Raw genomic sequence first — 25,637 nt, forward strand, 5'->3', positions numbered from 1 at the left:
TGGATTGAGCTCTTTTTGCGGGAAATGTACCGTTCATTTGGCTCTGGTTGCTGGATTGAGCTCAATGAAGAGCATTTTTATCTCTCTTTGTACTCAGCTTGCCACTTCGCTGCAATCGAGGCATTTACGCCGCGCGCCGCCGTCCACCGCGGCGGGCCCGGCGGCGCTTGCCCCCGGCGGTGCTGCGCCGCCGGGCAGAACCTTTACGCCGCTTGCGAGCAACGCGGCGCAAAACCAACGGGCGCCCGCTTCGCCGGCGCGCCCGGGCTTTACCGCGCCGCTTGCGGGCGACGCGGCTCGGCAGGCCCTTGCTTCGCGGCGGCAAAGCCGGCGACGCTGCGTGTAAGTCAGGCTGGACAGCGGGTGGTTCCACCACCACCACGCTGTCAGCCTCGCGCACCGCGGGTGCGCTGCAATAGCGGAGGTTCCACATCTCCGCAAGACCCTGCAGGCGGCTCCGATAAGCCGCCGGACCATAGACGGCGTCGACGCGCTCCCGCGCTTGACTGCCTATAGTTAACGCCATTCCTGGCTGCGCCAGCATGACGTTGACTCTTTCTGCCAGCGCGGAAATGTCCGATGCTGGCACGAGATTTTCGCCGCAGCCCGCTGCGTGCAGAATTTCTCGTAAACCCCCAGAGTCGTAAGCGACCACGGGTTTTCCAAAAGCCATTCCTTCCAGAGCAGTCATGCCGAAGCCTTCGCGGATCAGACTAGGAACCACTAGCACATCCATGGCGCAATAAGCGGATGGAAGGCATTCAGCATAACCAACAAATTTAAACCGGGTGTACAGTCCCTCAAGCTTCACCTTGCGGACACAACGCTCATAGTAGCTTTTATCACCAGCAGACCCAATGACAACAAATTTCGAGCTTGGATGAACCGCGTGCACAAGCACAGCCATTTTCACAAAATGTTCTAGCCCTTTTTCCTTGTTGATAAAAGAAGAAATATAACCGACCAGCTGTTCATGCGGTTTAACCCGCAATTCCCGCCGCCGTTCGCTCCGAAGCTTGCTCCAAGCCTCAATCATCATCTCTTTATCATTCCAAGAAGGAGGCAGCTGGATCACTTTTTCCGCTCTCACGTCCTCTGGAAAGCAAGCTGCAGCTGTTTGTGAAATAGCTAATATCTCATCACTATTCCGATGAATCAGCCCTACACTAATAGGTGTATATTCATTGTCTGTTATCGTCTCTGATATTTTCCATATCACCGGAATGCCCAGTGACTTTGCAGCCATTGCTGGCAGAGCATGCACACAGGTACTTGTAATAACAAACGCCGGGCGCAGGGAATTCAGCCAGTCTGTTAACTCGTGATACTCCCTGCTTTCCTGGAATTTCTGAGCATCTGCCTCCAACCCTGCATAAGGAGTGTACATTCCATATAAAAGAGGAATCGAAAGCAACTGTACACTTATTCCACAGCTTCGAGCCTGAGAAGTCAGCTTGCCGTCCTGAGGTGCAACGAGAATACAATTAAAGTACGGAGAAAGCTCCTGAGCGAAAAACAACAATAGCTTCTCCGCTCCCGTAATACTGCGTGTATTGGATACATGTGAAAAGAGGACGATTGTAGCTTTGTCAGCCATGGCGTTTCGGCGCTCCCTAACGAGGGGCCTGGAGCAGCCATTCACCTCCTTAAAAAATTTACAAACTTTGCGCTAAGTTCTATCCTTCGTAGTAAACTCTCTTTGAAGATAGTCGCTCCTGTGACTCGCAACATCGCTTCCGCTTAGCTCTAGAATCTCGTCAGTCAATTTCACTTCGCTCCCGAGCTTCGCCCCTTCGCTTCCACTCTGCTCTCGAATCTAGCCAGTCGCTTCCGCTCCGCTATACAAGCCCTCTCCAGACGTTGCTTCTTTTCATCAGGCCACAGGCATAAGCTGAGGTTCGGTTCTACAGTATATCGAGGAAAAACAGATGCCGGCACGACACCTGTCCCCTGGTAAGCGCACATTTCCATTCCATTTTCGGGCATATGACCTAGCCGTAAATTACTGTTAACAGCTGGTGTATACGTTTAGTGTAGGTGTGATCCTTAAGCGTCCGTTCAAAAGCGCGCAGGGCTATCGCACGGCGTTCTTCCTCATGAGTCAGGTAATAACGGATTTTATCCATCATTTCTTGAGGGCTTGCAAAAGTCTCAATTTCTTCACCAGGTTTGTAAAAGGATCCCATATCATCTCTGGCATCCACTAATTGCAGCGTACCCGTTGCCGCGATTTCAAAAGTACGCGGATTAGGAGATACCGCCGGAATCGAAAGCGTATTGTTGTTCACTACTTCATCAATGTGCGAGCGGTGGAGGTTGATGACGATTTTGGATCCGCTGTAAGCTACCGCGGTTTCTTGTGGTGACATCCATTTGCCAATCTCAATTCGATCTCCATAGAGTGCCGCCTCAGGCAGACGGTCCCACCAGATGCCGTTAATCACCGTGTTATAGTTCATCAAATCCGGAAGAATCTCACGGAAGAAATTAACCCGGTTCCAATAGGCAGAGCCAATAAAACTAACTTCGCGATTCAATGGTGAACGTGTTGTAGTTGGACGGTAATGCTCGCGGTGAGCGGCAAAAGGAAGATAATGAACTTCAGGGCAGCCCAGTCCCTTATAAAAATCAATACAATTACGCTCAAGCGTGAACACAAAATCGTAATGTGCCACAATTTTAACTGTAAAATCAGTGTAATAAGGATCATCTGTAAGCCAAATGGCTGTCTTAATCCCGCTAGCCCGAAGAACGGAGATCTGCTCAAGCGGTAAATCCATACCGTCCAGCACAAGTACCAGATCCGGTCTTTGAGCGGCGGCTAACTCCACTAAGTTTTGGCGTACATCCGTTATCGTGACTTGTGCGGTTAATTTTTGCAGCGCGTAGAGGACTGCATCGTCTAATGGAGAGTAGGGATATCCTTTACCAGAAGCCACATACATTACATGAATATTCCGTACAGGAAATACTTCTTCTGGCCGACCATCCAAAATCGCAAGCCGCCCCCGTAAATATCCCTCATCATATCCGCCCTTAAAACCACTCAGACGACCACGAAGCTTTTCTTCCTCTGGAGGTGTCAGAGGTAGCGGTGGTGCAGGCATAATAAATTCATTGTTGTTCATCATCATCCTCGCTCCTTTGTCCCGTTATAGATTTCATACACTTGAAGCAATCACATTCAGCAAATGAGGCAAACGCGCAGTGAATGTATGGTTGCGCATGGTTGTCTGTAGTCCCCGTAAAGCGTAAATTCGGCGCTCTTTTTCATGCTTCAGATAGTACTCAATCTTCTCCTGCAATTCCTTAGCAGAGCCAAAAGTATCCAAGTCATAACCTGGTCGATAATAATTGCCCAGATCCTCACGAACATCCGTAAGCTGCATAGTACCGCAGGCACTGATCTCATAAGTACGCGGATTGATAGAGCGTGATGGTAAACGGAAGCTATTCCGGTTATCCTGCCCCTCCTCCCACGGACGGTGAATATTAATGACTAGCTTTGCGCCACTGTAATAGTTCGCAGTTTCCTCAGGCGGGATAAAGCCATTGCTAATAAAAGGGGCAAGCTGGTCATAAGTCGCAAGCCGTTCCCAGAACCCCCCAGCGATCAGCACCTTCTTATCCTTTAGATAGGGGGCAAGTTCATCAAACAGCGCTGTCCGATTATGAAATGCATTGCCAATAAACACAATGTCGTACTTATACTGCGGTGCCGTACGGCGCGGATAGAACATCTTTGGATTGACGCAAAGCGGTAAATAATGAACGGATGGAACCCCAAAGGATTGATAAAACTCCACACAACCGAGCTCATGCGTAAAAACGTGATCATAATGCCGGCAAATCACTGAAGTATCCTCTGTAAAATAAGGATCATCCACAAACCAGATCGCAGTCCGAATGCCCAGCTTTCTGATTTCTGTAATCTGTTCTAAATGATTTTCCGGAAAAACATGCAGTCCATTCATAACCAGCACTGCCCCGGGCATCTCCCGAGCCGCAGTCTCCAGCATAGCTTCTGGAGTGCTAATCACAAGCTCACTTACAAGCTGCTGGAGCGCCTCAATTACCCCAGTATCGATTGCATGGAACCCTTGAGGAACATACATTAGCTTAAATGGCCGAGAGGCTTCGACCTCTACAGTACTCCGACGCTGTACAGCCTCACACATGCCGAGACGATATCCTTCGTGATAACCGTCGCGATAATCTCGCGGACGCTTGTGTTTTCTCCTTTTTGCTTTCACGGCCTTCACCCTGCCCCGTTGTATTCTCAAGACAGTATAACTATATGCGGAGTCAGCACTCGCCTCATGGACATCTGTCATTACTAGAACTAAATTGGCAGATGTACCCTGTCTTTTGCCCGGCTTGCCCGAACCCCGTCAAGATTTCATCCACTCGCTGGATGCTGTTATACTATAAAGGTCTAGCTAGAGGCACTAAACTTGTCATCTCTGTCCAATCTGTCCGAAGATGATTATTTTTTGAAATTCACAAGGGGGGAACTATGAATAACACCACGTTGTATTTGCGACACGCGGAGCTGCTGCGTGATCTGGTGCCATCCTTTCAAACCTATCCTTTTCATCTGCCTGCTGTTCGAACGCTGGATCGCCTGACTTTTCAAAAACCAGTGACCTTTCTTGTTGGAGAGAACGGCACGGGCAAATCAACCTTGTTAGAGGGAATTGCTGCTGCTTGGGGCTTTAACCCTGAGGGTGGAACGCTAAACTTTTCTTTTAACACTCGTTCCTCGCATTCGAATCTTTATGAGTATTTTAGAATTGCTAGAGGGGTTAGACGGCCGAAGGACGGCTTTTTTCTACGTGCGGAGAGTTACTATAATGTGGCTTCTTATATTGATGAGTTGGATGAACAACCCGGTGGCCCACCGATCAAAGACTCCTACGGAGGCAAATCTCTGCATGAGCAGTCCCACGGAGAGTCTTTTTTAGCTACATTCGTTCACCGTTTCGGCGGCCGCGGTCTTTATATCCTCGACGAGCCTGAAGCAGCGCTTTCCCCCTTACGTCAAATGTCTCTGCTGGTGCGTATGCATGAGCTGGTCGGGCAGGATTCACAGTTCATTATCGCAACGCATTCCCCCATTCTGATGTCCTATCCCGGTGCTGAAATTTTTCTCTTGGAGGGGGAGGGAATACGGTCCGTCGCCTTGGAGGAAACTGAACATTATACCGTGACCAAAGCGTTTATGAACGATCGTCAAGGGATGCTGCGTGAGTTATTTGAGGATGAACAAGCATAAACGCCTTCGACGTCCCTATAAGGACGGTAAGCGTTTAAGCGAGAAATACAAGGATAATTTACAATATGGAACATATAAATTCTTATATTTTAATAAAAACAGCAAGTCTCCATAATCGGAAACTTGCTGTTTGATTTGTTCCATAAGCTAACGTCTTACAAATCCCACTACCTTGTGAACAATCCACCCAAACATGACCACGACCATCATATCGAAGCACACATTAAACAAGAATAAATGCTTACCGATGTCAGCCCTTCCGTCCCCAAGAATCGGAACCAAGAAGGAGAAAATCCCTATCAGCCCTAGCAGCATCAGCAGCTCGCCGGCAATTTTGCCGCGAATATCTCTGCTGCGGAAATACTGGAACAAGGCTCCCGCAAAATACACCAGATAGAATATGGAGAGAAATCCGAGCGTGTGCGGAATATGTTTATTTTTGAATTGGCTCCATCCACTGTAAGTATAGGATAATGCACCTGCTGGTTTATTCTCGCTTTTCTCGTAGTTTCCTAGATAATACGGGCGAATCGCCATGCTGTTACTCGCAGCATATTTCATATTATCTATCAATCGGTCCGGATGCTTCAGATAGAAGAACAACACATCTTTATGAGATACACGGTCATAGAAGTCCGGAACCAGCGAAGGATCATCCTGCTTAATCGCTGTATCGGTCTGAAAATAATTCGTACCCGCCAGTACCTCCAGCCGCTCCGGTAATCCGAGATCCTGCAAGTCTCCCTTCACATCCGGCGATTCGTTTAAAATCCCAAAAAACACCGTTTGATACAGATTAATATGCTTCAGATCTTTTGGCGCTGCCACATACAAAACGATGGATACAAGAAAGATGGCAATCGAAAAACGTAAAGCCAGCTTCCTCCATTTGCCCTCTCCGTCAAGCATCATAAACCGCAAGAAAATCACAGCAAAGGCAATCCCAATCGGTGCATTCTGGATTTTGGAGGTGACCAGAAACAGAATCGCGATAAAAAACAAAGTTAAGCCTTTAGTGGTTGGCTTCTCTTGGCTAGTTAATCTTAATCCTAATGCAAATGTCAGCAACATAAACACCATCGACACCGGTTCTCCAAACAAGGAGTTGAAATAGGCCACATACCCGATATCATAAAATACAAATAAGATAGCTGCACCCAGCAGCAGTCCTGTAACATAAGAGCCACGAGCATTATACTTCACCAGCAGCCAAGTTGCCGCCAGTAAAAGAAGCCCATAAACTGCACCCAGCAAACGAACATCAAAAAAGCTGCCATGGATGAGCCCGCCGATCAACCTCGGCACAAGCACTATAAAAATCTGTGAGGAAGGATAAAAGCCCCTAAACAAATCCTCATACGCAAAACGAGAATGGCTAAAGCTGAAAAACTGATCGGCATACGATGCAGCAGTATCGTAGTAGTTCAGACCGATGGTATTCATCATACGCAGAAAATCTCCATTATCGGCAACACCAATAAATGGCCCTACGAATAGCAAATAAATAATGATACCGCAGCCGGCAAGGCCTACGAGATACTCCGGTTTCCAGAACTTTTTCATGATTCCCCCTATCTCTGTGGTAACAGCTTCACATATTCGTCGGACAAATTCATTAGCTTCAAAATATAATCATAATCAGTCTGATATTTTGTAAAATCCGATACTGGCTTAAGCGTATCCAGCGACACAGCTTCACCATCAGCAAAATCTTTACCAGGCACATAGAGAATATCATCATTAAAAAATGAACCGGAAGGTAAATAATACCGCATCCCTAACACGTTACGATCAATGTTCAAGAGGTCATGACCAAATGCTGTATAACCTTCTTCCCTTAAAGAAACCCCCAATAGGTTAGCTATTGTAGGAAGAATATCCAACTGTCCACCTGTTCGCTCTACTACCTTCCCTTGCTCCATTCCTGGTACATGTACAATCAATGGAATATTAAAGCGACTGATCCGGGAATCGTATGGGATCCCCAGTGCACTTTCCACTTGCTCCGGTGGAACATCCCGCGGCTGCAAGCCAAAATGATCACCATACATCACCAGCACAGTGTTATCCCACATTCCGTTTTTCTTCAAACCCTCTATTAAAGTTCCAATGGCATAATCAGTATAGTTAATAGCAGTCAAATAATCGCCAAGCATCGTGTTTTTCAACTCATCAGGCACTGAGATCTTCTTAAAAGAGTCCGGAATTTGGAAGGGATGATGGCTGGATGCCGTCACCATTTGTGCGTAGAAAGGAGTTCCTTTCTTCTGCAATTCTGCCATTTTCTCGACACCCGTAATATAAAGCTGTTCATCGGAAGCACCAAACGCATTAAAATGATCATTAGTAAAATAATCCTTGTCATAATAACCGTTAAAGCCAAGCGCTGGATATAGCTCGTTCCGATTCCAAAAGCCTACTTGATTCACGTGAAAGGTGTACGCCTCATATCCTTTATCTCTCAGCAGACGTGGTAGGCTCGGCAGTTCTCTGTCCCCGAATCCAGTGGACATTGCCAACGTCCCGATTGGATAAATCGACGTGTTGCTCATAAATTCAGCGTCAGAAGTATTGCCCGGACCAATCTGTTGGTAGACATGGGGGAAGTAAAATCCCTCATCTGCCAACTTGTTCAACACTGGAGTCAGCTCTTGACCCTTCAGGGATTGATGCAACGGGAAGTTTTGAAAAGCTTCCATTTGAATGACAATTACATTTTTGCCCTTTTGCGAGCCGAAATACTCAGGTGCTGTGCCCGCGGCTTTACTACTATAAGGATAGGAAGCTTGCAGCTCATCAATCTTCGCGATTGTATCCTTAATATCTCCGGTTCCAATGAGATTGTTATCTTCCTTGACCTTGATTGCGGCAACGACCTCATAATTCAGGAATCCGGCACTTTCTGCCTGCACAAGTTCATTTGTAATTCCCCGCGCAGAATTGACAGAATTGGCCGAAAAAGCAAAACCTCCAAGAATAGCCACCAGAATCACCATCATATGTGCCAATCGTGTGTTCCGGGAGCTGAATCGCTCACGCTCATGCGGATAGGCTTTTCCATGCTTCCATCTGCGGATCAAGACATAGATCACCATGATCACAAGATCAGCGAAAAATAAATAATCAATAGTCTGTATCGTTGATTCTACGCTTGCCTTCACTTGAAATACCTGATTCAGTTCATATAAAGCCAGATACGTCGGAACAGAACCAAAGTGATTGAAATATACACTGGCTGCGAACAGCAGCAGCGATAATATCCCGTTAAATGTCCAATAGACGGCTGTTCTCACCCGCGAAGGAGTAATGACCGTCAGAATCCCCATGATGAAGAGGACTGGAGCAACATCTGCTGCAATCCACTCCCAAGCAATTCTATCAAAGAACAGCACTCTCAGCAGGAGCAGCTTCAACCATAGCAGCAGGACAACAATATAGAACTGAGCTCGATTCGGCCCGTGCTTTTTCACGTTTTAATCCCCTCTTACCTTTTCATTTGTTCTGATTATGAAATCTATTCATCTTTTCTGTAAAATATCAGATTGTTCTAGTATAACAATACTTACTTTTTTTATCAAAAATGTGCACCGTTCGCTCCCACTACAAATAGGGAAACCCCACGCCTTTTCGGCTGTGGAGCCTCCCTATTTAAGCCTATTATGTTATGCCTTTCAATCTAAGACTGGCTTGCTGGCGAATCCTCTTTCACCTTCCAGATCGTTAAATCACTATCATAATATACAGTGATCTCAGGACTGCCAAGCTTATGAAAGGTGAGATTCCCGGGCTCCTGATCTCTTTTAAGCAAGCTATATTCGCCCACATCAGCAACGCTAAATATCTTAGTCAGCAGAGGCGCGGCCTTCTCACGTAGACGATCCCCATCAATTAGAGACAGCTCACGGTCTAATACCGTTAGTTGTTTGGGATCTGTTTTATCACTAGCACGAGGATTTGAATCACTAATCTGCTCAATCCTTCTAGTAACAGTATTTAGCGTAACCGAAACCTTTGATCCGTATTGCAGCGTAAGTCTATCCTGGTCCTTGTCCATAGCCCGAAATACTAAACTAAGCTCTTCATCACCTCCGGTACCTCTCAACATCTTCAATGCCTCTTCCCCAGCTTGACGCATCTCTTCTGATACCGCCGAGGCCTCAAGCGTGGCTGATGCGTAATCGAATTCACCATTTACAAATCCGATACGCCATTTCTCCGCCCTAAAGTTATTTTCAATTTTCACGCCAGAAGAATTTTGTGTAGCATCATATTCAACATATCTGAGCACATCATAAGCTGAATCATTCGCATAACCCAGTTTGCCCTTGATCTCTTCCGCACGGGTTTTCATTTCAGCGTCGATCTCCGCAGCTGTCAGAATCGTACTCATCTTCGTTTGCACCAGTTCTCCTGTCACATAATTGATCCAGATATATGCGGAGTCCTCACCTTTCTGGTAAGAGTAAAATATCTGCTGTTGCTCCTTAAGCCATTCCCGGTGATCTAGCGGATAAGTCTTTCCAAGTAAACTCTGCATCACCTGATCTGCGTTCCGCTGTAGCTCAGCCTCCGTGAAATGCGACGAAACCTCAGTTTGCGCAGGGTTGCTTGATTCATTACCAAGGAACCTTCCGTTCAGAAAGAATATGCCTAAGCCCAACAGTACAATAAAACTTGCCACAGCCCACATTTGCACAGATAGTCTTTTTCCTGAAAAAGATTTCGTTCCCTGTTGATCTTCTTGAATTCGGCGAATGACGTTGTCTGCATGCCTCATAGTAAACTTTTCATTTCCAAAAGGTCCTTTTCGGGCCTGAGCATACCATTCCGGTTGATGATCCTCCATCATTCTACCCCCTTTAATTTGTTCTGAATTTTTTGCCGCGCTCGGTGCAATCTTGATTTTACCGTTCCATGACTCAAGTTCATCAGTTCAGCTATTTCTTTTATAGAGAGCTCATATTTCAAATCCAGGACCAATACTTCGCGCAGCTTGGGAGACAATGCCATAATTAAATCCCATATCTCACCAATGGACTGATTACCCAAATACTCCATCTCCGCAGATCGGGCTGTGCCAAGAGGTTCAATAGTTTTTTCCCGCTGCTCCACATCAACCGTGGACAATGGCTGTACACCGCCCCATAAGCCCGAACGAAAAAAGCGAGATTTCCGGTGCGAAAAAACAGTATTCCTGGCAATCGCAAGCAACCATGCTTTAAATGAAGAATTCCCCCGGTACGTGCCAATCCGGTAATAACATTTAATGAATACTTCTTGGGCCAGATCATCGGCCTGTTCAGAATTTTTGGTAAGATAATAGATATAATTCCATATATCCTCTCCGTAACGGCTCATGATTTCTCTTAGTTGCTGTTCATTCATCGTCTCGCTATGCTGAAGACCTTCCAGTTCCAATTAGCTTCACCTCACTTAATACGACCTCATAAAAGGCACTTTAGTTCCCTTATGTTCATATTTTCTCATAAAAAAACAGGGGGTCCAGTGATCCCCTGCAAATGATAAGATATCCGAATCGACCTCTCTCCTCAAACGATCGAGGTATGCGTAAGTAATCTTTTAATAGAACGGTTAGCTTCATTTAGTACAATTTCTTTATCCACAGTCTTTAGCAAACCTCTTTCCATCACGATCTCCCCGTCGATTATCGTTGTCTCCACATCTGCCCGCGTAGCGGAATATACAATTCTAGAGATGGGATCTACGTCATAAGAGGGAAAAGTATGAAAATTGTAGAGATTGAGGAGCACTAGATCTGCTTTTTTGCCTACCTCGATACTCCCGATCTTATCTTCCATCCCTACGGCCTTCGCCCCACCAATAGTAGCCATACGGAATACGCTGCGGGCATCCATGGTTGTGGGTCCGTGATGAGGCTTTTGAATAATCGCCGCCAATCGCATCTCATTAAACATATCCAGATTGTTATTGCATGGAGCGCCATCCGCTCCCAGACTAAGAGAAACATGCTCATGAAGCATCCCTGGTGTGTCCGCAATTCCGGAGGCCAATTTCAGATTGGAACCCGGGCAATGACTTACATGCACTCCTCGATCCCGCAAAATCCGCCGCTCCTCAGCATCCAGCCACACGCAATGCGCCAGTATAAGCCTTTCATTGGCTAATCCTAGATGATCCAGATAGACGATGTTACGCATGCCAGTCATGGCCTGCACAATCTCAATTTCCCCTAAATTCTCAGATGCATGAGTATGCACCTTCACATCGTATCTTGCGGACAGATCCCGCACCTCGGTTAATAAAGGCTCTGTACAGGAAATCACAAAACGTGGAGAAAATGCATACTGAATCCGGCCGTTTCCATAACCATTCCATTTTTCCAGTAAATCGACACTTTCCTGCAAAGAAGATGCGGTATCCTCCTGCAGCGCCTCAGGCACATCTCCCCCTTTTTGATCCATCATCACCTTGCCGGACAAGGCCCGGATTCCACTTTTAGCTATAGCCTGAAACGCAAAATCCGTATGATGGACAGTCTCCATATCCACAATCGTCGTCGTGCCGCTGGTGATCAGTTCGCCGATGCCAAGCATAGCCGAATAATAAAGGGATTCTTCATCATGCGCGGCCTCTAATGGCCAGATTCGTTTGCGCAGCCAATCCATCAGCTCCAGATCGTCCCCTTTACCACGGAATAACGTCTGGCATAGATGAATATGAGTTTGGATAAAACCCGGAATTAATGTACGGTTCGTAGCATCAATGATCTTCTCGTCACCCTGCGGGATCAGGCCAGTGCCGATTTCAACGATGAGATCATCCTTAATCCGGACATCCCCGTGTAAAATTTCCTCTTGCTTGTTCATCGTAATGATTTCGGCATTTTTGATCAAAATATTTCCCATAGCCCTTCTCCCCCTCATTGAGTTAATTCCAGCACAACTTCACGCTTGTAACACAAAAAGGCCACAAAAATATGCTTGAGCATATTTTCGTAGCCAGAAATTTACGGTTCCCGGTAGAGACCCTTAAACCAATTATTAAGGATATACGAAAAAAAGACTATTCATTTGTAATTTGAATAGTCCAATAATAATCTAAAGACAGGTTACATGTCAATATACATTACACACAATATCGATTATGTATTTTAAATAGTGATTTATAAAAGGGAATCAGTATTACATGTTATTTTAAATAACACATAACACTTTTTGATCACGATTATTCTGTTTGAAAAGATTTGTGATTACGCTACCTTGTGAATTGTGTCATATTTACTGTCATAAAAACATAGAAAATAAGCTATCCGAGAGCTATTTCATGGCTTAAGAGACAGCCGTTTCGTACGATAAGGTCGAACATTTCGAATGATTAGATCGGCCATTTCGGACAGTATCTCTGCTTACTCTAACGCGTTGTGCTAAACCGCTGTGCATATAGCGCGGTATGGTGGACTGGTTAGAGCCCGAAAGTGTACGTCTAGCTCTATTCATCATTTGAACCTATGCCTTCCCTACTGCTACTCAACTGCTACTTCAGCACTGCTACGGCTACTACACTACTCCTACTTCCGCACTTCTGCGTTCCCCTTGTGCCTATTCCACTGCTACGTCTGGAGCTTCTGCTTCTGCTTCTGCTTCTGCTTCTGCTTCTGCTTCTGCTTCTGCTTCTGCTTCTGCTTCTGCTTCTGCTTCTGCTTCTGCTTCTACTGCTCTCGCTACGTCCACACCACAGGCGAGTCATAATCCTCCCAAGTACTTTCGGACCCAGATGACGCTATTTGCACATTTATCGCCTTTTGAGCAAGATTTCGGACTCCAGTGGCGCTATTTCCTCGTTACAGGTCCAAATGCAGTGTGTTTTATACCAATAGCTGCTCTGGAGTCCGATAGCATTCCAAATGTGGTGAAATGCCACGTTTAAGGTCTGCTGGGTCCGTTACTGTCGAGTCACACTCAGCCACTGATGCTTTCGGACCCAGATGACGCTATTTGCACATTTTTCGCCTTTTGAGCATGGTTTCGGTCTCCAGTGACGTTATTCCCTCGAAACAGGCCCATATGCAGTGTGTTTTATACCAATAGCTGCTCTGGAGTCCGATAGCATTCCAAATGTGGGGAAATGCTACGTTTAAGGTCATCTGGGTCCGTTACTGTCGAGTCATACTCAGCCACTGATGCTTAAGGACCCAGATGACGCTATTTGCACATTTTTCGCCTTTTGAGCATGGTTTCGGGCTCCAGTGACGTTATTCCCTCGAAACAGGCCCATATGCAGTGTGTTTTATACCAATAGCTGCTCTGGAGTCCGATAGCATTCCAAATGTGGGGAAATGCCACGTTTAAGATCTGCTGGGTCCGTTACTGTCGAGTCACAATCAGTCACTGATGCTTTCGGACCCAGATGACGCTATTTGCACATTTATCGCCTTTTGAGCAAGATTTCGGACTCCAGTGGCGCTATTCCCTCGTTACAGGCCCATATGCAGTGTGTTTTATACCAATAGCTGCTCTGGAGTCCGATAGCATTCCAAGTGTGGGGAAATTCCGCATTTAAGGTCTGCTGGGTCCGTTACTGTCGAGTCACACTCAGCCACTGATGCTTTCGGACTCCAATGACGCTATTTGCACACTTATCGCCTTTTGAGCAGGGTTTCCGTAAGCGCAAATTGCTACCTAATCAAACAAAGTTTTTGTTTAGAAAACGGTGTTATTTCCACAAAAAAAGGATATCTCAGTAGCCATTAGATGGCTCATGAGATATCCTCTGGTTCTCTCGCTATGTTAAGCTTCCGAATTCCCGTGTTTTTCTAGAACCTTCTCGAACACCGGAAAATTAGCGGTACGCCCTGGAAAAGTTACCTCACCCCTGAGGTCATAACCCAGCTTGGGATATAGGGCGAGTGCCCCAGTGTTCTTAGCATATGTGTCCAGACGGATACTTGAATAACTATTCTGGCGAGCATATTCTTCTGCATAAGTGCTAAGACGGCGTGCAATTCCCTTCCCTTGAACTTCAGGATGCACAGCCAATCTATGCATAATTAAATGAGGCCCTTGCGTTTCTGTCCAGTCAATCTTCCCATACTGCTCGGATTGGTGCTCGTCCAACACTAGAATGCCGGCCACCACATTGTTCTCCTCACATACCCATAGATTGCCACGTTCAATATCAAGGGAGATGATCTCCCGGTTCGGATAATGCTCGTCCCACTGATCGCTGCCACCTGCTTGCATCACCTGTACGCATTTGGCAATCAACTCCATAATTTCATCAATCTCATCTTTGCGTGCTCTGCGAATCTCAGTATCCATGAATCATCCCTGCCTTCATCTTAACCTCATATTATTTTCACTTTCATTATGAAGTTTATCACATCGGCAGCGCAGCAAACCAGTCCGCACGAAAACCGCAAGACCCGCTCACGGGCGGAGCGGATCTTGTCATCTGTGTCCCCTAGCTGAATTCCAGCTTATGCCCGTCCTCGAAGCCCTTGGCGAAACCGGCGTCGAACCCCACGTTGTATGCTTCGGTGTAGCCCTGTTGAAAGGCGTCTGCCGGGGGCGTTTCCGGCGAAACGCCCAGCTCCGGGGGGAGCGGAATTACCTGTGGAGCAGGCGGAGCCTCGCTCACGGGTACCACAAGCACCGGTGGCTGTGAAACCCTTACTTTACGAACAAGCTTACGACGAAGTCTTCTTTTCTTGCGTAGCAATAGGCCTTTTTTCGACTTCCCATAACGAGCAGTTTTCCGGGCAAGAACTCTGCGGGTTTTACGGGCTAGCCCTTTACGAACTTTTGCTCTCCGCGAGAGCAGCAATGTGCGTCTACGGGTTCTGCCTGAACGTAGCGTTCTGCGGCTTTTCTTCTTCATGCTTCTACTCCTCCTGTGCTCCATGTTCTCTGGAGGTTCCTACGGCGTATGCCTTACTCAGCCATGGCGCAGCAGGAATTCCCCGTTTAGGACGATGTAGTGAAATCCCGGACATCATCCGGCACATCGCACTCTGATACCCACTTAAAATCCTGATATTGTCGCTCAATTTGCGGGCCGTCAACTCAGATTGCTCCGTCAATTCGGCGATGCTCTCCAAGATGGCCGCCAAAGCAGCCTGACTGCGCGAAATGGAGCGAATCATCTCCAGCTTGACGGCATGTTCAGAGAGACGGTCCCCGCTCATTTGCTGTCTTCTCCAAAACTAAAGCCATCACCTGACATGTCTCCAAAACCTTCCCCGCCACCATCGTCTTCGCCACTGCCCAGCACTGCTTTTAAATTGCTGTAGAGTCCGTTCTCCAGTTTGGTCAGCCCTTCGACCATCTCCACGATGACCTCGTGTATAGAGAGGGACTCCTTCAGTTGCTCACTGTGGGAATCAAAGGCTCTAGCGTGGATATGATGCTGTGCCCACTGCTTTACCTTTTCAGCTTCAACCGCCTTAGCTTCCAGAATCAACGCAACGTTCCACTGGATGGCGGCGGTGGACTCCAGCATTTGCAGATAAGCCTTTTCTCTGCTCATCTTCCGCCTCCCGCTCCTATAGCGTTACTCTTCTTCTTGACCGTTCAATTCCTTAATCACTCTGCCTACCCCATCAGCCATCGCTTCTTCCAGATCTGCAAGTGCATTCAAGTAAGCAATAATATTCTTGTTTACCTGAGTTGAGCTTTCGATCATCCCGCTGATCCCATCAAAATCAGGCTCCGCATCTGGCAGATCGTGGACAATTTGCGACATACGGACAGCCACATGGCGCTCAGCGTCTAGAATCCGCGCCATCTGTTCATGCGTATGGGCCATGTGCTGCAGGACTTTAGTTATTTTACTCTGCACCTTCATGTCTCCTTTGCTCAAACGCCCTGCTACAGCATATGCGGCAGGAGCCGTTACGGTGCCGGGGATCCTCGACAAGTTAAGGCTCTATAAGTGACTGGATGACATAAAGATTACGTTATTGCTAAGTACATTTAAAAGGATTAAAATGTGAAATGCGCAATCCTGAGTTTACCAATGATTGGTGGGGAATATATGAAGCTTGAAAGCCAGCGGATCGATCTAATACCTTTAACTGCCCCAGAGCTCTCACTAGCAATAGATAACTATTCGGAGCTACAGCAACAATTAGGCTTAGCTGCCATCAGTGCGGCGCTTGATGATGAAATGCAATATGCTATGCAGATCAGGCTAAAAAAGGTGCAGCAGGACCCCGACCATTACCTATGGTTAACGAACTGGGCCATCGTCCATCGGGAAGATCATTGTATTATAGGATTCATTATCCTTAAAGGTTACCCGAATGAGAAAGGCGAGGTTATTATAGGATATGGGATTGATGAGAAATATAGAAGAAAAGGGTATGCAACAGAGGCACTACGCACAATTACTGCATGGATTTTCTCCCATCCCCAAGCTGTCTATGTAATCGCTGACACTGAAAAAGATAATACAGCCTCCCACAAAGTATTGGAGCGTCTAGGCTCTGAGAGATACAAAGAAACTGAGGATTTAATCTGGTGGAGGATTTCCAACCCCCGAGCCCTCTGAGTAACGCGTGATTTCAAAGCCCTTGCGGCTATCTATAGCAAGATTACATCAAAAAAAGCACTGCCTTATGGCAGTGCATCCTTTAACTTTTCCCCCGCCTCGTGCAAAGACTGGAACGTCCCCGCATCACTCCACCAATCCTTAAGCACATCATAACTAAGTCTGCGATCAGCGGCGTATATATTATTTACATCAGTAATCTCCAGCTCCCCCCTTTTGGAAGGTGATACCCGCCGGATGATATCAAATACAGCTTCATCGTACATATAAATACCAGTTACACAATAATTGGTCTTCGGATGCTCCGGCTTTTCTTCGATATAAGCAATCCATGCCGCATCTTGACTATCAAACACAGGTACACCGTATCTGCGCGCGTCCTCCACCGGCTTCAGCAACACCTTTGCTGTGCCCGCTGGCTGACGGAGATAACTCTCCACATAAGGCTTCAGATCATCCATAAAAAGATTATCCCCGAGCAATACAACAAATCGTTCCCCCGGGAAAATGAACCCTTCTGCTAAATCAAGCGCCTCGGCAATGCCTCCGGCAGCTTCCTGAATTTTATAGGTCAGAGATACACCAAATGCAGCACCGCTACCTAAAAAATCCGTGTACAGGCCAGCAGACTGCTTGCTTATGACCAGAAGAATGTCGGTAATTCCTGCCCGGCGAAGCCGGTCTATGCCGTAACAGACCATAGGATATTTGCCGACCGGAAGCAAATGTTTGTTCATAAGCCGGGTCAGCGGTTGAAGTCTAGATCCTGTTCCGCCCGCCAGTATGACTCCTTTCACTTACTTTCCTCCTCTTTATCTACGTCCTTTGCCTTCGGATCTGCACTTCATATGAAATTTATAGGGTCTACATTCCATTTATCTATAAAAATCTTGCGATTTCGTTCCACCAGTTCTTGCAGTCCGGTATTGTAAACTTGCTTGAAACTTGCACTTCCTTCATGGTGCACCAAGCAATCCCCGGCGATAAGCAACCGATATCCCTTTATCCTGGTACGGTAACAATAATCATCATCTTCGTAATGTCCAGGTGAGAATCTCTCATCCAGTAGACCTACGGAAGTAAGCAGCTCTCTTTTGAATAAAAAACATAATCCTACCAGCCGTCTCGTCTCCAACCATTTCTGGGGATTTGGAAGGTTCGCCCTCTCAGCAGCCTGATGAAAATCTATCAGACCTTCATAATCAGTCTTCACCTGTTGACGTCCACTAGCATAGTTTGTGACTGGCCCAACAATACCAACATCAGGAGCACTATATAGAGCTCTCTTCAGATTAGTTAACCATCCTTGAGATAACACTACATCGTTATTCAGCAGCAGTAATTCATCACCTGAAGCTAGCTGTAGCCCCATATTGCATGCAGCTGGAAAGCCGCGATTGTCAGGCAATGAAATAAACGTTATATGATTCGCACGGCAATAAGTGTCTGTTCCGTCCGTTGAAGCATTGTCCACTACGATAATCTCATAAGGCGGCGGAGTGTAGGCAAGAATAGATTCCACACAGGCCCGCAGCAAGGGCAGCGCATTGTAGGTTGGAATAATAATACTCGTCAGCGTCATATGCGATTCCTCCAAGCGGCTACCTGTCTGCGGTACTCGCGCTGAGTCTCACTACTTAGCAGACCGCCAGCTTTTCGCCGGGAAAGAACCTCATGTAGAGCCTCAGCATGATCTCCTATGATCAGTTTTTCCACAGCATTTCCAACCCCTGTATTTGCCTTGCGCAGCCGATTATGTTTAATAACATTTACCGTCCCAGCCTTCTCCACCCGTAACTTTTCTAATACAGAACGAGCTTGGGCTTTAGGTGGAACCATTAATTCACGGTAGCCTATGGTCTCAAGCGCATGCCGCGAAAGCGCATGAGGAACAGCTGTCATAGAGCTAACTCCGAGATCGTACCTATCCAGAGCATAATTCAGAAACAGTTTGCTGCGGGTGACATCATCACATAATCCAAAAGAGGGCATCAATGAGTCTAAATCATTAAGAGCTACATCAATCCCACGATCTACAGCCGCCGTGAATGAACCGAGCTGAGAGGCCGGAATGACCATATCTCCATCCAGAAAAAGCAATATATCCCCGCGACTCAGCTTCGCACCGATAGCCCGACCCACATCATGTCCGACAGACTCTGGGCAGTGTACTACAATGGCTTGACGATGTTGTCTAGAAATAGGAAAAGAGTTATCACTACAGCCATTAAGTACGACGATAATTTCTGCAGGTTCAAGCCGTGCAACCTGATGCAGCAGACGTGACAAGGTCTGCTCCTCATTACGCGCGGAGATAATGACTGACAAAGTCCCGCGTAACTTCGGTAACTTCCGAGTCTCCTTGCCTGCCTTCGATTGCCGAGACAGAAGCGGGCGAGTAGCAGCGTTGCCTTTTACAGAGCGATTGACTGACCTGTGACGGATTGGGCGTTTCTTTGCCGTTCGAGCTGCTGTGCCTCGTAAAGTTGCAACCATCATCTCACCATCTCTCTGCGCCGGGCTCCGTCGCCAAAGCCCGCTCTGATCCCCCGATGTTCCAGCAACAGGGATACAGCCTCCATATGATCCGCTGTAATCAACTGCTGCAATGGATCTTTGCCGTCTTCCTTGCGTCTTACCGCATTCAATTTCCCTACAGGCACTTTGTGAGCGGCTACCACATGCAGTCCACTAAGAATTGCCTGGGCATGCGCCAGTGGAGGACGTGATAATGAATCGCTCCCTAAAATATCAAGTGCTCTGCGGCTGATTGCGTGTGGAACTGCCGTCATCGAACATCCCTTCAGATCTGGACGGCCAAGCAGAATATTCAGTGCATGTTTAGACAGCACCACCGGATGGGGGGATAGCTTCCGGACCGGACCGGAATAATCATTAAGCGCTATGTCCACTCCACCACTAACAGCAGTGACGTAAGGACGCAGCCCCGAAGCAGGTATCACCAAATCTCCATCTGTAAACAATAGGATTTCTCCCTTGGCAGCCTCAGCTCCCACACTACGGCCAGCGTCGTGTCCAAGCGGCAACTCATAGGAAATAACACGCGCACCCAGCGATTGTGCAATCCCTGCCGTTTGATCAGTGGATCCATTCACGACCACAATTACCTCGCAGCGCGGATGGACCCCTCTGGCTCCAGATATCACTCCCGCAATGGTCTGAGCTTCATTCATGGCTGGAATAATAACCGAAACATAGGGATTAGGATGGTTAACTATAGGGACTACAGCGACTTGCCGCACTGGGCGTGAAGTCCGCCGCTTCATCCGAGAGACCCGCCGTCCTGTGCGGCGGGCAGAAGTTCGTTTGGGCTTCATGCTCATCCACCTTCCTTACAGAGCCAATTCTTCAGGCTGAGGGTTACATCACAGTTTATGTACTACAACGCACAGGGTAACGGCAATTGTCTCCTGTCGTTCTGAAAACAGGACAAATGTACTCCCCACCAAACTTCAGCTTAGATACATTGCGCATAGCCAGCTGCCGCGGACACAATCTGCGACGGTAACGAACGCAGTACCACAGCAGGTTGATTAGGTTAGGGCGGTATCGGACAAAACCGAATCTGCAGCGGATGTTTAGACATTAGCGCTATCGGACACAGTTGCTCCTATTCGCCGCATTATCACACTTATGGATTATTAACGGACTCCGTAGCAGCTATTGGCATGAAAAGAACTCAATAATGCTCTATTTCTATACAATTGCGTCACTAGAGTCCGAAACCAGCCTCAAAAAACGACAAACCTGCAAATAACGCCATCTGGGTCCGTAAGTAGCAGCGGATGTTTAGACTACCAGGCTATCGGACAGAGCCGTAGCCACAGCGAATGATTAGAACCCGGCGATGCTGACATGTACCGTTCCCCCCAAAAAAACAGAGCAGCGATCTCCAATAAGGAGATTCGCTACTCTTCTATTTTTAAGAGGAACTGCTTAAGGTTCAATCAAATACGCGATCATCTGCTGCCGGCTTAGCTAAGGGAGCGCCTATAGCAATCCAAGAGATAACCCCATAGAAATGCGGAGTCTCGCGCAACCGCACTACTTGAATCACTGCTTCTCCATTGGCTCTGCTCTTTAAGGAAGCGTAGAAGTAAGGCTGATTGGTCATGGCAACAAGCACATAACCCGTATGCCCAAAGCTCTCATCAAACGATACGGTCACCTCTACACTCTCTGCATCCCCATTGAACATAAATGCTGTCATTCCAAACTGCTGTAGTGCTTCTCGCTTCCCAGCTGTTTGAATCGGACTGAAGGACAGATGATCTGTATTTACAGAGTTCGGTGCCAGATGAGTCCCGTTTACTGCACCTGGGGAAATATGATATTCCTGAACACTCTCTTCTTCCAGATGGCGGGCTTGAATCGCAAACGAAGAGATTTTGGATGCTACTACCGCTTCATCCTGAAGCTCTGTTGTCCCTACTGCACCTTCTGTCAGATGAGCGGACTCGATACTGCCTTCCTTCAGCTTAGCTCCGTTGATACTGCCATCCGGGAGCAGTGCTGAGCTGCGTGTTTCATCCGCAAGATGCTCTAATTTGATGATGCCAGGCTGCAAATGCCGATCTGCCACGATCTTGTCAGCAAGATGCTCTCCGTAAACACTCCATGGTTGTAAATGTGAAGAACTCACGGAGCCTTCGGCGAGTTTTTCTTCAGTAATACTGCCATCTGGCAACAAATCCGCACTGCGTACCTCTTCTGCCAAATGCTTCAGGGTGATGCTGTCCGATCGAATATGGCGGCCTTCCACCGCATCCCCGGCCAAATGACCTCCAGAGACGCTGCCTTGGGCCAAATGGAAAGACTGGATCGTTCCGACTTCAATCTTCTCGCCTGTAATACTGCCTTCCGGCAATAAATCAGCGCTGCGCACTTCTTCTGCCAAATGATTCAGAGTAATGCTTCCAGCACGGATATGGCGGCTATCTACCGCATTTCCCCCTAAGTGTCCCCCATAGACACTGCCAGGAGCCAAATGGTAGGCAGTAATAGATCCACCCTCCAACTTTTTACCGGTAATGCTGCCATCCGGCAGTAACTCGGAGCTGCGTACCTCATCCGCTAGATGTGCTAGCTTGATCTCACCTTTTCCAATATGGAGACCTTCTACTGCAGACGGACTCAGATGAGTTCTATCCACACTGCCAGGCACTAGATGAATTGCTTCTACGGAGGCTTCCGCCAGCTTCTCCCCAGTAATGCTTCCGTCTGGCAGCAGCTCGGAGCTACGTACCTCATCCGCCAGATGCGCTAGCTTGATCTCACCTTTTCCAATATGGCGTCCTTCTATTGCAGACGGACTCAGATGAGTTCCCTCCACGCTTTCAGGTACAAGGTGATTTGAATTTATGGATGCTTCCGCCAGTTTCTCCCCAGTAATGCTACCGTCTGGCAGCAAATTGGAGCTGCGTGTTTCTTCGGCCAAATGAGCCAGCGTGATCTCACCATATCGGATATGACGTCCTTCTATTGTGTCCGGACTCAAATGACTGCCATCTACGCTTCCAGGCACCAGATGATTAGAATTTACGGATTCTTCCGCCAACTTCTCCCGAGTGATGCTACCGTCTGGCAGCAAGTCAGCGCTACGTGTTTCTTCGGCCAGATGAGCTAACGTAATCTCACCTTTTCCAATATGGCGCCCTTCGACAGAACCTGAACTTAGATGAACGCCTTCCACACTGCCAGGTACTAGATGATTTGAATTTACGGAAGCATGTGCCAGCTTTACACCAGAAATACTACCGTCTGGCAGCAATTTGGAGCTGCGTGTTTCTTTTGCCAAATGAGCCAGCGTGATCTCACCGTATCGGATATGACGGCCTTCTACTGTGTCTGGGCCTAAATGGCTGCCATCCACACTGCCAGGCACTAGGTGAATAGAACTTACGGATTCCTCCGCCAGCTTCTCTCTAGTAATACTACCGTCTGGCAGCAGATCAGCGCTTCGGGTTTCATCGGCGAGATGAGCCAGAGTAATCTCACCATTTCCAATATGACGTCCTTCGACGGAACCTGAACTCAGATGTCCGCCTTCCACACTTCCAAACACTAAATGAATAGAATCCACGGATGCTCCCGCCAGCTTCTTCCCGGTAATACTGCCTTCAGGCAGCAAGTCGGAGGTATATGCATCTGCAGCCAGATGAGCAAGCGTGACCTCACCCGGTAGGATATGTCGACCTTCTACAGAACCCGAATTCAAATGGCTTCCGTTCACACTTCCAGGCAGGAGATGGTTGGAATCTACCGATCCTTCTGCCAGCTTCTCCCCAGTTATGCAGCCGTCTGGCAGCAACTCAGAGCTACGTACCTCTTCCGCCAGATGAGCCAGCGTGATCTCACCCGGTAGGATATGACGACCTTCAATGGTATCGATACACAGATGGCTGCCGTCTACACTACCAGGTGAAAGATGCTGAGAATCCACGGCACCTTTTACCAGCTTAGAGCTATTAATACTGCCCTCTTGGATTTGAACCGCAGAAATAGAATTCGGAAGGATATGACCATTCCCTATAGACAACGGCCGGATATGCGCCCCACTGACACTGCCGGGATTCAAATGTCTACTTTGAACGGCACTTTCGCTTATGGTTTTCGAACTTACAGCATTTACCGACAAATGCTCAGCATGAACTGCTGACGCTGCCAGTTTACTGGATTCTATGCTGCCGTCTGCAAGCTTAGCCGAAGTGACTGCTAAATCACTGATTTTATCCGTTGAGACACTTTCCGGTGAAAGCTTCAACGAGGTCACTGCATGATCGGCCAGATGGTGAGGCTGCACAGCTCCTGCTGCCAGGTGAATTTCTCTCACCGCAGCGGAAGCCAGCTTATCTCCTGAAACTGAGCCCGATTGAATCGCAGCGGAAGTCACACTATTTTCACCAAGATGTCTTCGTTCCACGGCTCCCGTGGCCAAATGATCCTTATTTACCACAGCATCCTGCAATACACGGCCGCTCACACTGGCATCCGCCAGATGCTTTTCCTCCACTGTACAAAAAGCGATATGTTCACCACTGACTACTTCACGCGCAATCGTGCTCCCAATCACTGCACCTGCTGCCAGCTTAGCTGCATTTACACTTCCATCTGCCAACTTGGCAGAAGTAACGCTCTGTGCACGAAGATGCTCCCCGCCCACAGATTCTGAAGCCAGCTGTTCTCCAGTCACAGCACCGGAAGATAAATGTTGAGTCTGAATAGCTTCTTCCTTAAGCTGCTCCGAGCCGACCGCTTCCGCCGCTATATGCGAATGATTCACTGCTTCGCGTTCCAGATGAATAGAAGTTATGGCTTGCATAGCAATTTGCGGTCCGCGAATGGCGGATTTAGCAATATGTCTTGTGGTCACTGCTTCGTCTGCCAGCTTATGTGGGAGAATGCTTTGGTCAGCAATTTTGGACGAGGTTACCGCTTGCTCCACTAACTGTGCAGTTCCTACTGCACCCTCAGCCAGCTTTAAAAAAGAGATGCTGCGGTCAGCCAAATGCCGACTCGATATTTCGCCATCACCGATATGATTACCATTCACACTTTCTGGGCTTAAATGGACGCTTCTCACGACATCTGCACCAAGTTGCTTAGAGCCTATAGCTCCATCAGCTAAATGCCCGCCTTCGATAATACCCGACTGCAGCTGTTCCTTACCGATCAATTTGCTGGCAAGCTGATCAGAACCAATCGCTCCCGGGGCCAGATGTCTGGCGGTTATCAAAGCGTCGCTAAGATGGCGGCCTTCAATAACAGCATCCGCTAGCTTTGAACTGCTGATTTCACCATCAGCAATTTTATCGCCAGATACCGCTGCATCGGCCAGCTTGGAACGGTCAACACTGCCGTTAGCTAGGTGGCGACTTGTGATGCTGCTGCTTCCTATTTTGTCACTAGTAACGGCTCCATCTTCCAGTAAATCCGCAGTAATAATCAAATCGCTTAAATGGCGGCTCTCAATGGCTTTATCTGCAATTTGACCGCCGCCTATAATCCGATCAGCCAGCTTCTCTGGACTAATACTGCCATTTTTCAGCTTCTCTCCACTAATCGAATGATCCAGCAGCTTACCGCCACTAACGCTTCCTTCTGCTAAATGCTCGCCCACAATCGATTCTGGTGCGATTTTTGCAGAAGTGACTGCCTTGTCCGCGATATTGATACTCTGTACAGCGTAATCTTGCAGCCAAGGTGTACCAATAATGCCGAACTTTAGCTTAGAACCGTCAATGGTACGTGGAGCGATTTTGGCTCCGGTCACCGCTGCATCCGAAAGATCATCTGTATAAACGGGCTGAAAACGTTCTTTCTCTGGAGGAGCGAACCATACGGTTTCAGGAAGATTATCCGCCTGTTTCTGAAGCTGCGCTTCCTCTATAAGCTCCGGCTCCAATTGTAGAACTGGAGCAGAAGTTGGCTCCTCTAGAACGACTTCAGCTATTGCTCCCCCACTTACCTGAACTTCCGCGATCTCTGCTTCACTGACTCCGTCACTGTTATTCCCCGAGCTTCTAGAGCTGCTTTTGGTATCCAGCATACTCAGTTCCTCTTTATTGGGATTATCTACAAAATAGAGTCGTTTCTGTGGACTGCGCGGCTGCTTTTTTTTGGAACCCCTCACAAGCAGTCTCCTCCTTCCATCTAATGTTTCTCCTAGGCATCATATGCAGCGGTATGGGCTTATGACACCCTTTTGCGATGAGGCCTTCATAAGATTATGTGTAAAAAAAGGCATCTGCCTTCGCGCATTCGTCCACCCTGACACGCGGGTACAAACATACTATGACAAGAGTAGAAAAAG

Annotated in this window: 22 protein-coding genes and 1 riboswitch; of the genes, 2 read left to right on the plus strand and 20 right to left on the minus strand. The window is 47.6% G+C overall.

The window, feature by feature from the left end:
* Positions 1-124: 124 nt before the first annotated feature.
* From MKX34_RS26940 to MKX34_RS26955, 4 genes are all read right to left on the minus strand, one after another.
* Positions 125-1,597, minus strand: coding sequence for a glycosyltransferase (locus MKX34_RS26940; protein ID WP_076297084.1), 1,473 nt, complete (start codon positions 1,595-1,597; stop codon positions 125-127).
* Positions 1,598-1,767: 170 nt separating this feature from the next.
* Positions 1,768-1,938: a hypothetical protein gene (locus tag MKX34_RS26945; protein ID WP_155288192.1), complete on the minus strand. Its 171-nt coding sequence runs from the start codon at positions 1,936-1,938 to the stop codon at positions 1,768-1,770.
* A 53-nt stretch (positions 1,939-1,991) separates the two neighbouring features.
* Positions 1,992-3,107, minus strand: a complete 1,116-nt coding sequence (locus tag MKX34_RS26950) for a glycosyltransferase (RefSeq protein WP_036679773.1) — start codon at positions 3,105-3,107, stop codon at positions 1,992-1,994.
* A gap of 54 nt (positions 3,108-3,161) precedes the next feature.
* Positions 3,162-4,262, minus strand: coding sequence for a DUF3880 domain-containing protein (locus tag MKX34_RS26955; protein WP_036679709.1), 1,101 nt, complete (start codon positions 4,260-4,262; stop codon positions 3,162-3,164).
* A 254-nt stretch (positions 4,263-4,516) separates the two neighbouring features.
* Between MKX34_RS26955 and MKX34_RS26960 the strand changes: the two genes are divergently transcribed.
* Positions 4,517-5,275 (plus strand): AAA family ATPase, encoded by a 759-nt coding sequence (locus tag MKX34_RS26960; protein ID WP_038573143.1) that lies wholly within the window; start codon positions 4,517-4,519, stop codon positions 5,273-5,275.
* A gap of 147 nt (positions 5,276-5,422) precedes the next feature.
* Here the strand turns inward: MKX34_RS26960 and MKX34_RS26965 are convergent, their stop codons facing one another.
* From MKX34_RS26965 to MKX34_RS27015, 11 genes are all read right to left on the minus strand, one after another.
* Positions 5,423-6,838 (minus strand): hypothetical protein, encoded by a 1,416-nt coding sequence (locus MKX34_RS26965; RefSeq protein WP_076297083.1) that lies wholly within the window; start codon positions 6,836-6,838, stop codon positions 5,423-5,425.
* Positions 6,839-6,846: 8 nt separating this feature from the next.
* Complete coding sequence (locus MKX34_RS26970) at positions 6,847-8,745, minus strand: LTA synthase family protein (protein ID WP_076297082.1); 1,899 nt, start codon at positions 8,743-8,745, stop codon at positions 6,847-6,849.
* A 206-nt stretch (positions 8,746-8,951) separates the two neighbouring features.
* On the minus strand, positions 8,952-10,124 hold the full coding sequence (locus MKX34_RS26975; protein WP_179089311.1) for a hypothetical protein: 1,173 nt from the start codon (positions 10,122-10,124) through the stop codon (positions 8,952-8,954).
* On the minus strand, positions 10,121-10,693 hold the full coding sequence (locus MKX34_RS26980) for an RNA polymerase sigma factor (protein WP_076297081.1): 573 nt from the start codon (positions 10,691-10,693) through the stop codon (positions 10,121-10,123). The genes MKX34_RS26975 and MKX34_RS26980 overlap by 4 nt, the downstream gene beginning before the upstream one ends.
* A gap of 131 nt (positions 10,694-10,824) precedes the next feature.
* Entirely contained in the window at positions 10,825-12,162 is a 1,338-nt protein-coding gene (locus tag MKX34_RS26985) for a 5'-deoxyadenosine deaminase (RefSeq protein WP_036679719.1), read from the minus strand.
* 70 nt (positions 12,163-12,232) lie between these two features.
* Positions 12,233-12,331: riboswitch (purine riboswitch) on the minus strand.
* A 524-nt stretch (positions 12,332-12,855) separates the two neighbouring features.
* Positions 12,856-12,987: a hypothetical protein gene (locus MKX34_RS26990; RefSeq protein ID WP_256717642.1), complete on the minus strand. Its 132-nt coding sequence runs from the start codon at positions 12,985-12,987 to the stop codon at positions 12,856-12,858.
* Positions 12,988-14,043: 1,056 nt separating this feature from the next.
* Complete coding sequence (locus tag MKX34_RS26995) at positions 14,044-14,574, minus strand: GNAT family N-acetyltransferase (RefSeq protein ID WP_076296381.1); 531 nt, start codon at positions 14,572-14,574, stop codon at positions 14,044-14,046.
* A 142-nt stretch (positions 14,575-14,716) separates the two neighbouring features.
* Positions 14,717-15,133, minus strand: a complete 417-nt coding sequence (locus MKX34_RS27000; protein WP_076103710.1) for a hypothetical protein — start codon at positions 15,131-15,133, stop codon at positions 14,717-14,719.
* A gap of 4 nt (positions 15,134-15,137) precedes the next feature.
* Positions 15,138-15,440 (minus strand): hypothetical protein, encoded by a 303-nt coding sequence (locus MKX34_RS27005; protein WP_051491084.1) that lies wholly within the window; start codon positions 15,438-15,440, stop codon positions 15,138-15,140.
* Entirely contained in the window at positions 15,437-15,781 is a 345-nt protein-coding gene (locus tag MKX34_RS27010; RefSeq protein ID WP_036679724.1) for a hypothetical protein, read from the minus strand. The genes MKX34_RS27005 and MKX34_RS27010 overlap by 4 nt, the downstream gene beginning before the upstream one ends.
* A gap of 24 nt (positions 15,782-15,805) precedes the next feature.
* Positions 15,806-16,093, minus strand: a complete 288-nt coding sequence (locus MKX34_RS27015) for a hypothetical protein (RefSeq protein WP_036679726.1) — start codon at positions 16,091-16,093, stop codon at positions 15,806-15,808.
* Positions 16,094-16,288: 195 nt separating this feature from the next.
* On the opposite strand from MKX34_RS27015, the gene MKX34_RS27020 reads away from it, so the two are divergent.
* Entirely contained in the window at positions 16,289-16,804 is a 516-nt protein-coding gene (locus MKX34_RS27020; protein ID WP_256715424.1) for a GNAT family N-acetyltransferase, read from the plus strand.
* 65 nt (positions 16,805-16,869) lie between these two features.
* Here the strand turns inward: MKX34_RS27020 and MKX34_RS27025 are convergent, their stop codons facing one another.
* From MKX34_RS27025 to MKX34_RS27045, 5 genes are all read right to left on the minus strand, one after another.
* Positions 16,870-17,601 carry a sugar phosphate nucleotidyltransferase gene (locus tag MKX34_RS27025; RefSeq protein WP_038573158.1) on the minus strand — a complete coding sequence of 244 codons (732 nt, stop codon included), beginning with the start codon at positions 17,599-17,601 and terminating at the stop codon, positions 16,870-16,872.
* A 47-nt stretch (positions 17,602-17,648) separates the two neighbouring features.
* Positions 17,649-18,386, minus strand: coding sequence for a glycosyltransferase family 2 protein (locus tag MKX34_RS27030; RefSeq protein ID WP_076100938.1), 738 nt, complete (start codon positions 18,384-18,386; stop codon positions 17,649-17,651).
* Positions 18,383-19,303 carry a glycosyltransferase gene (locus MKX34_RS27035; RefSeq protein ID WP_143763717.1) on the minus strand — a complete coding sequence of 307 codons (921 nt, stop codon included), beginning with the start codon at positions 19,301-19,303 and terminating at the stop codon, positions 18,383-18,385. The genes MKX34_RS27030 and MKX34_RS27035 overlap by 4 nt, the downstream gene beginning before the upstream one ends.
* Complete coding sequence (locus MKX34_RS27040) at positions 19,300-20,142, minus strand: glycosyltransferase (RefSeq protein ID WP_305953534.1); 843 nt, start codon at positions 20,140-20,142, stop codon at positions 19,300-19,302. Before MKX34_RS27040 ends, MKX34_RS27035 begins: the two co-directional genes overlap by 4 nt.
* Positions 20,143-20,768: 626 nt before the next feature.
* Complete coding sequence (locus tag MKX34_RS27045; RefSeq protein WP_076296380.1) at positions 20,769-25,457, minus strand: WIAG-tail domain; 4,689 nt, start codon at positions 25,455-25,457, stop codon at positions 20,769-20,771.
* Between the last annotated feature and the right edge of the window lie 180 nt (positions 25,458-25,637).

Origin of the sequence: Paenibacillus sp. FSL R5-0636 (assembly GCF_037974255.1) — a bacterium.
Classification (GTDB): domain Bacteria; phylum Bacillota; class Bacilli; order Paenibacillales; family Paenibacillaceae; genus Paenibacillus_AQ; species Paenibacillus_AQ odorifer.

Coding starts and splice junctions, on each gene's coding strand:
- MKX34_RS26940 (WP_076297084.1), bottom strand. CDS start 1,597: ATGGCTGACAAAGCTACAATCGTCCTCTTTTCACATGTATCCAATACA.
- MKX34_RS26950 (WP_036679773.1), bottom strand. CDS start 3,107: ATGCCTGCACCACCGCTACCTCTGACACCTCCAGAGGAAGAAAAGCTT.
- MKX34_RS26960 (WP_038573143.1), top strand. CDS start 4,517: ATGAATAACACCACGTTGTATTTGCGACACGCGGAGCTGCTGCGTGAT.
- MKX34_RS26965 (WP_076297083.1), bottom strand. CDS start 6,838: ATGAAAAAGTTCTGGAAACCGGAGTATCTCGTAGGCCTTGCCGGCTGC.
- MKX34_RS26975 (WP_179089311.1), bottom strand. CDS start 10,124: ATGATGGAGGATCATCAACCGGAATGGTATGCTCAGGCCCGAAAAGGA.
- MKX34_RS26985 (WP_036679719.1), bottom strand. CDS start 12,162: ATGGGAAATATTTTGATCAAAAATGCCGAAATCATTACGATGAACAAG.
- MKX34_RS26995 (WP_076296381.1), bottom strand. CDS start 14,574: ATGGATACTGAGATTCGCAGAGCACGCAAAGATGAGATTGATGAAATT.
- MKX34_RS27000 (WP_076103710.1), bottom strand. CDS start 15,133: ATGAAGAAGAAAAGCCGCAGAACGCTACGTTCAGGCAGAACCCGTAGA.
- MKX34_RS27005 (WP_051491084.1), bottom strand. CDS start 15,440: ATGAGCGGGGACCGTCTCTCTGAACATGCCGTCAAGCTGGAGATGATT.
- MKX34_RS27010 (WP_036679724.1), bottom strand. CDS start 15,781: ATGAGCAGAGAAAAGGCTTATCTGCAAATGCTGGAGTCCACCGCCGCC.
- MKX34_RS27020 (WP_256715424.1), top strand. CDS start 16,289: ATGAAGCTTGAAAGCCAGCGGATCGATCTAATACCTTTAACTGCCCCA.
- MKX34_RS27030 (WP_076100938.1), bottom strand. CDS start 18,386: ATGACGCTGACGAGTATTATTATTCCAACCTACAATGCGCTGCCCTTG.
- MKX34_RS27035 (WP_143763717.1), bottom strand. CDS start 19,303: ATGATGGTTGCAACTTTACGAGGCACAGCAGCTCGAACGGCAAAGAAA.
- MKX34_RS27040 (WP_305953534.1), bottom strand. CDS start 20,142: ATGAAGCCCAAACGAACTTCTGCCCGCCGCACAGGACGGCGGGTCTCT.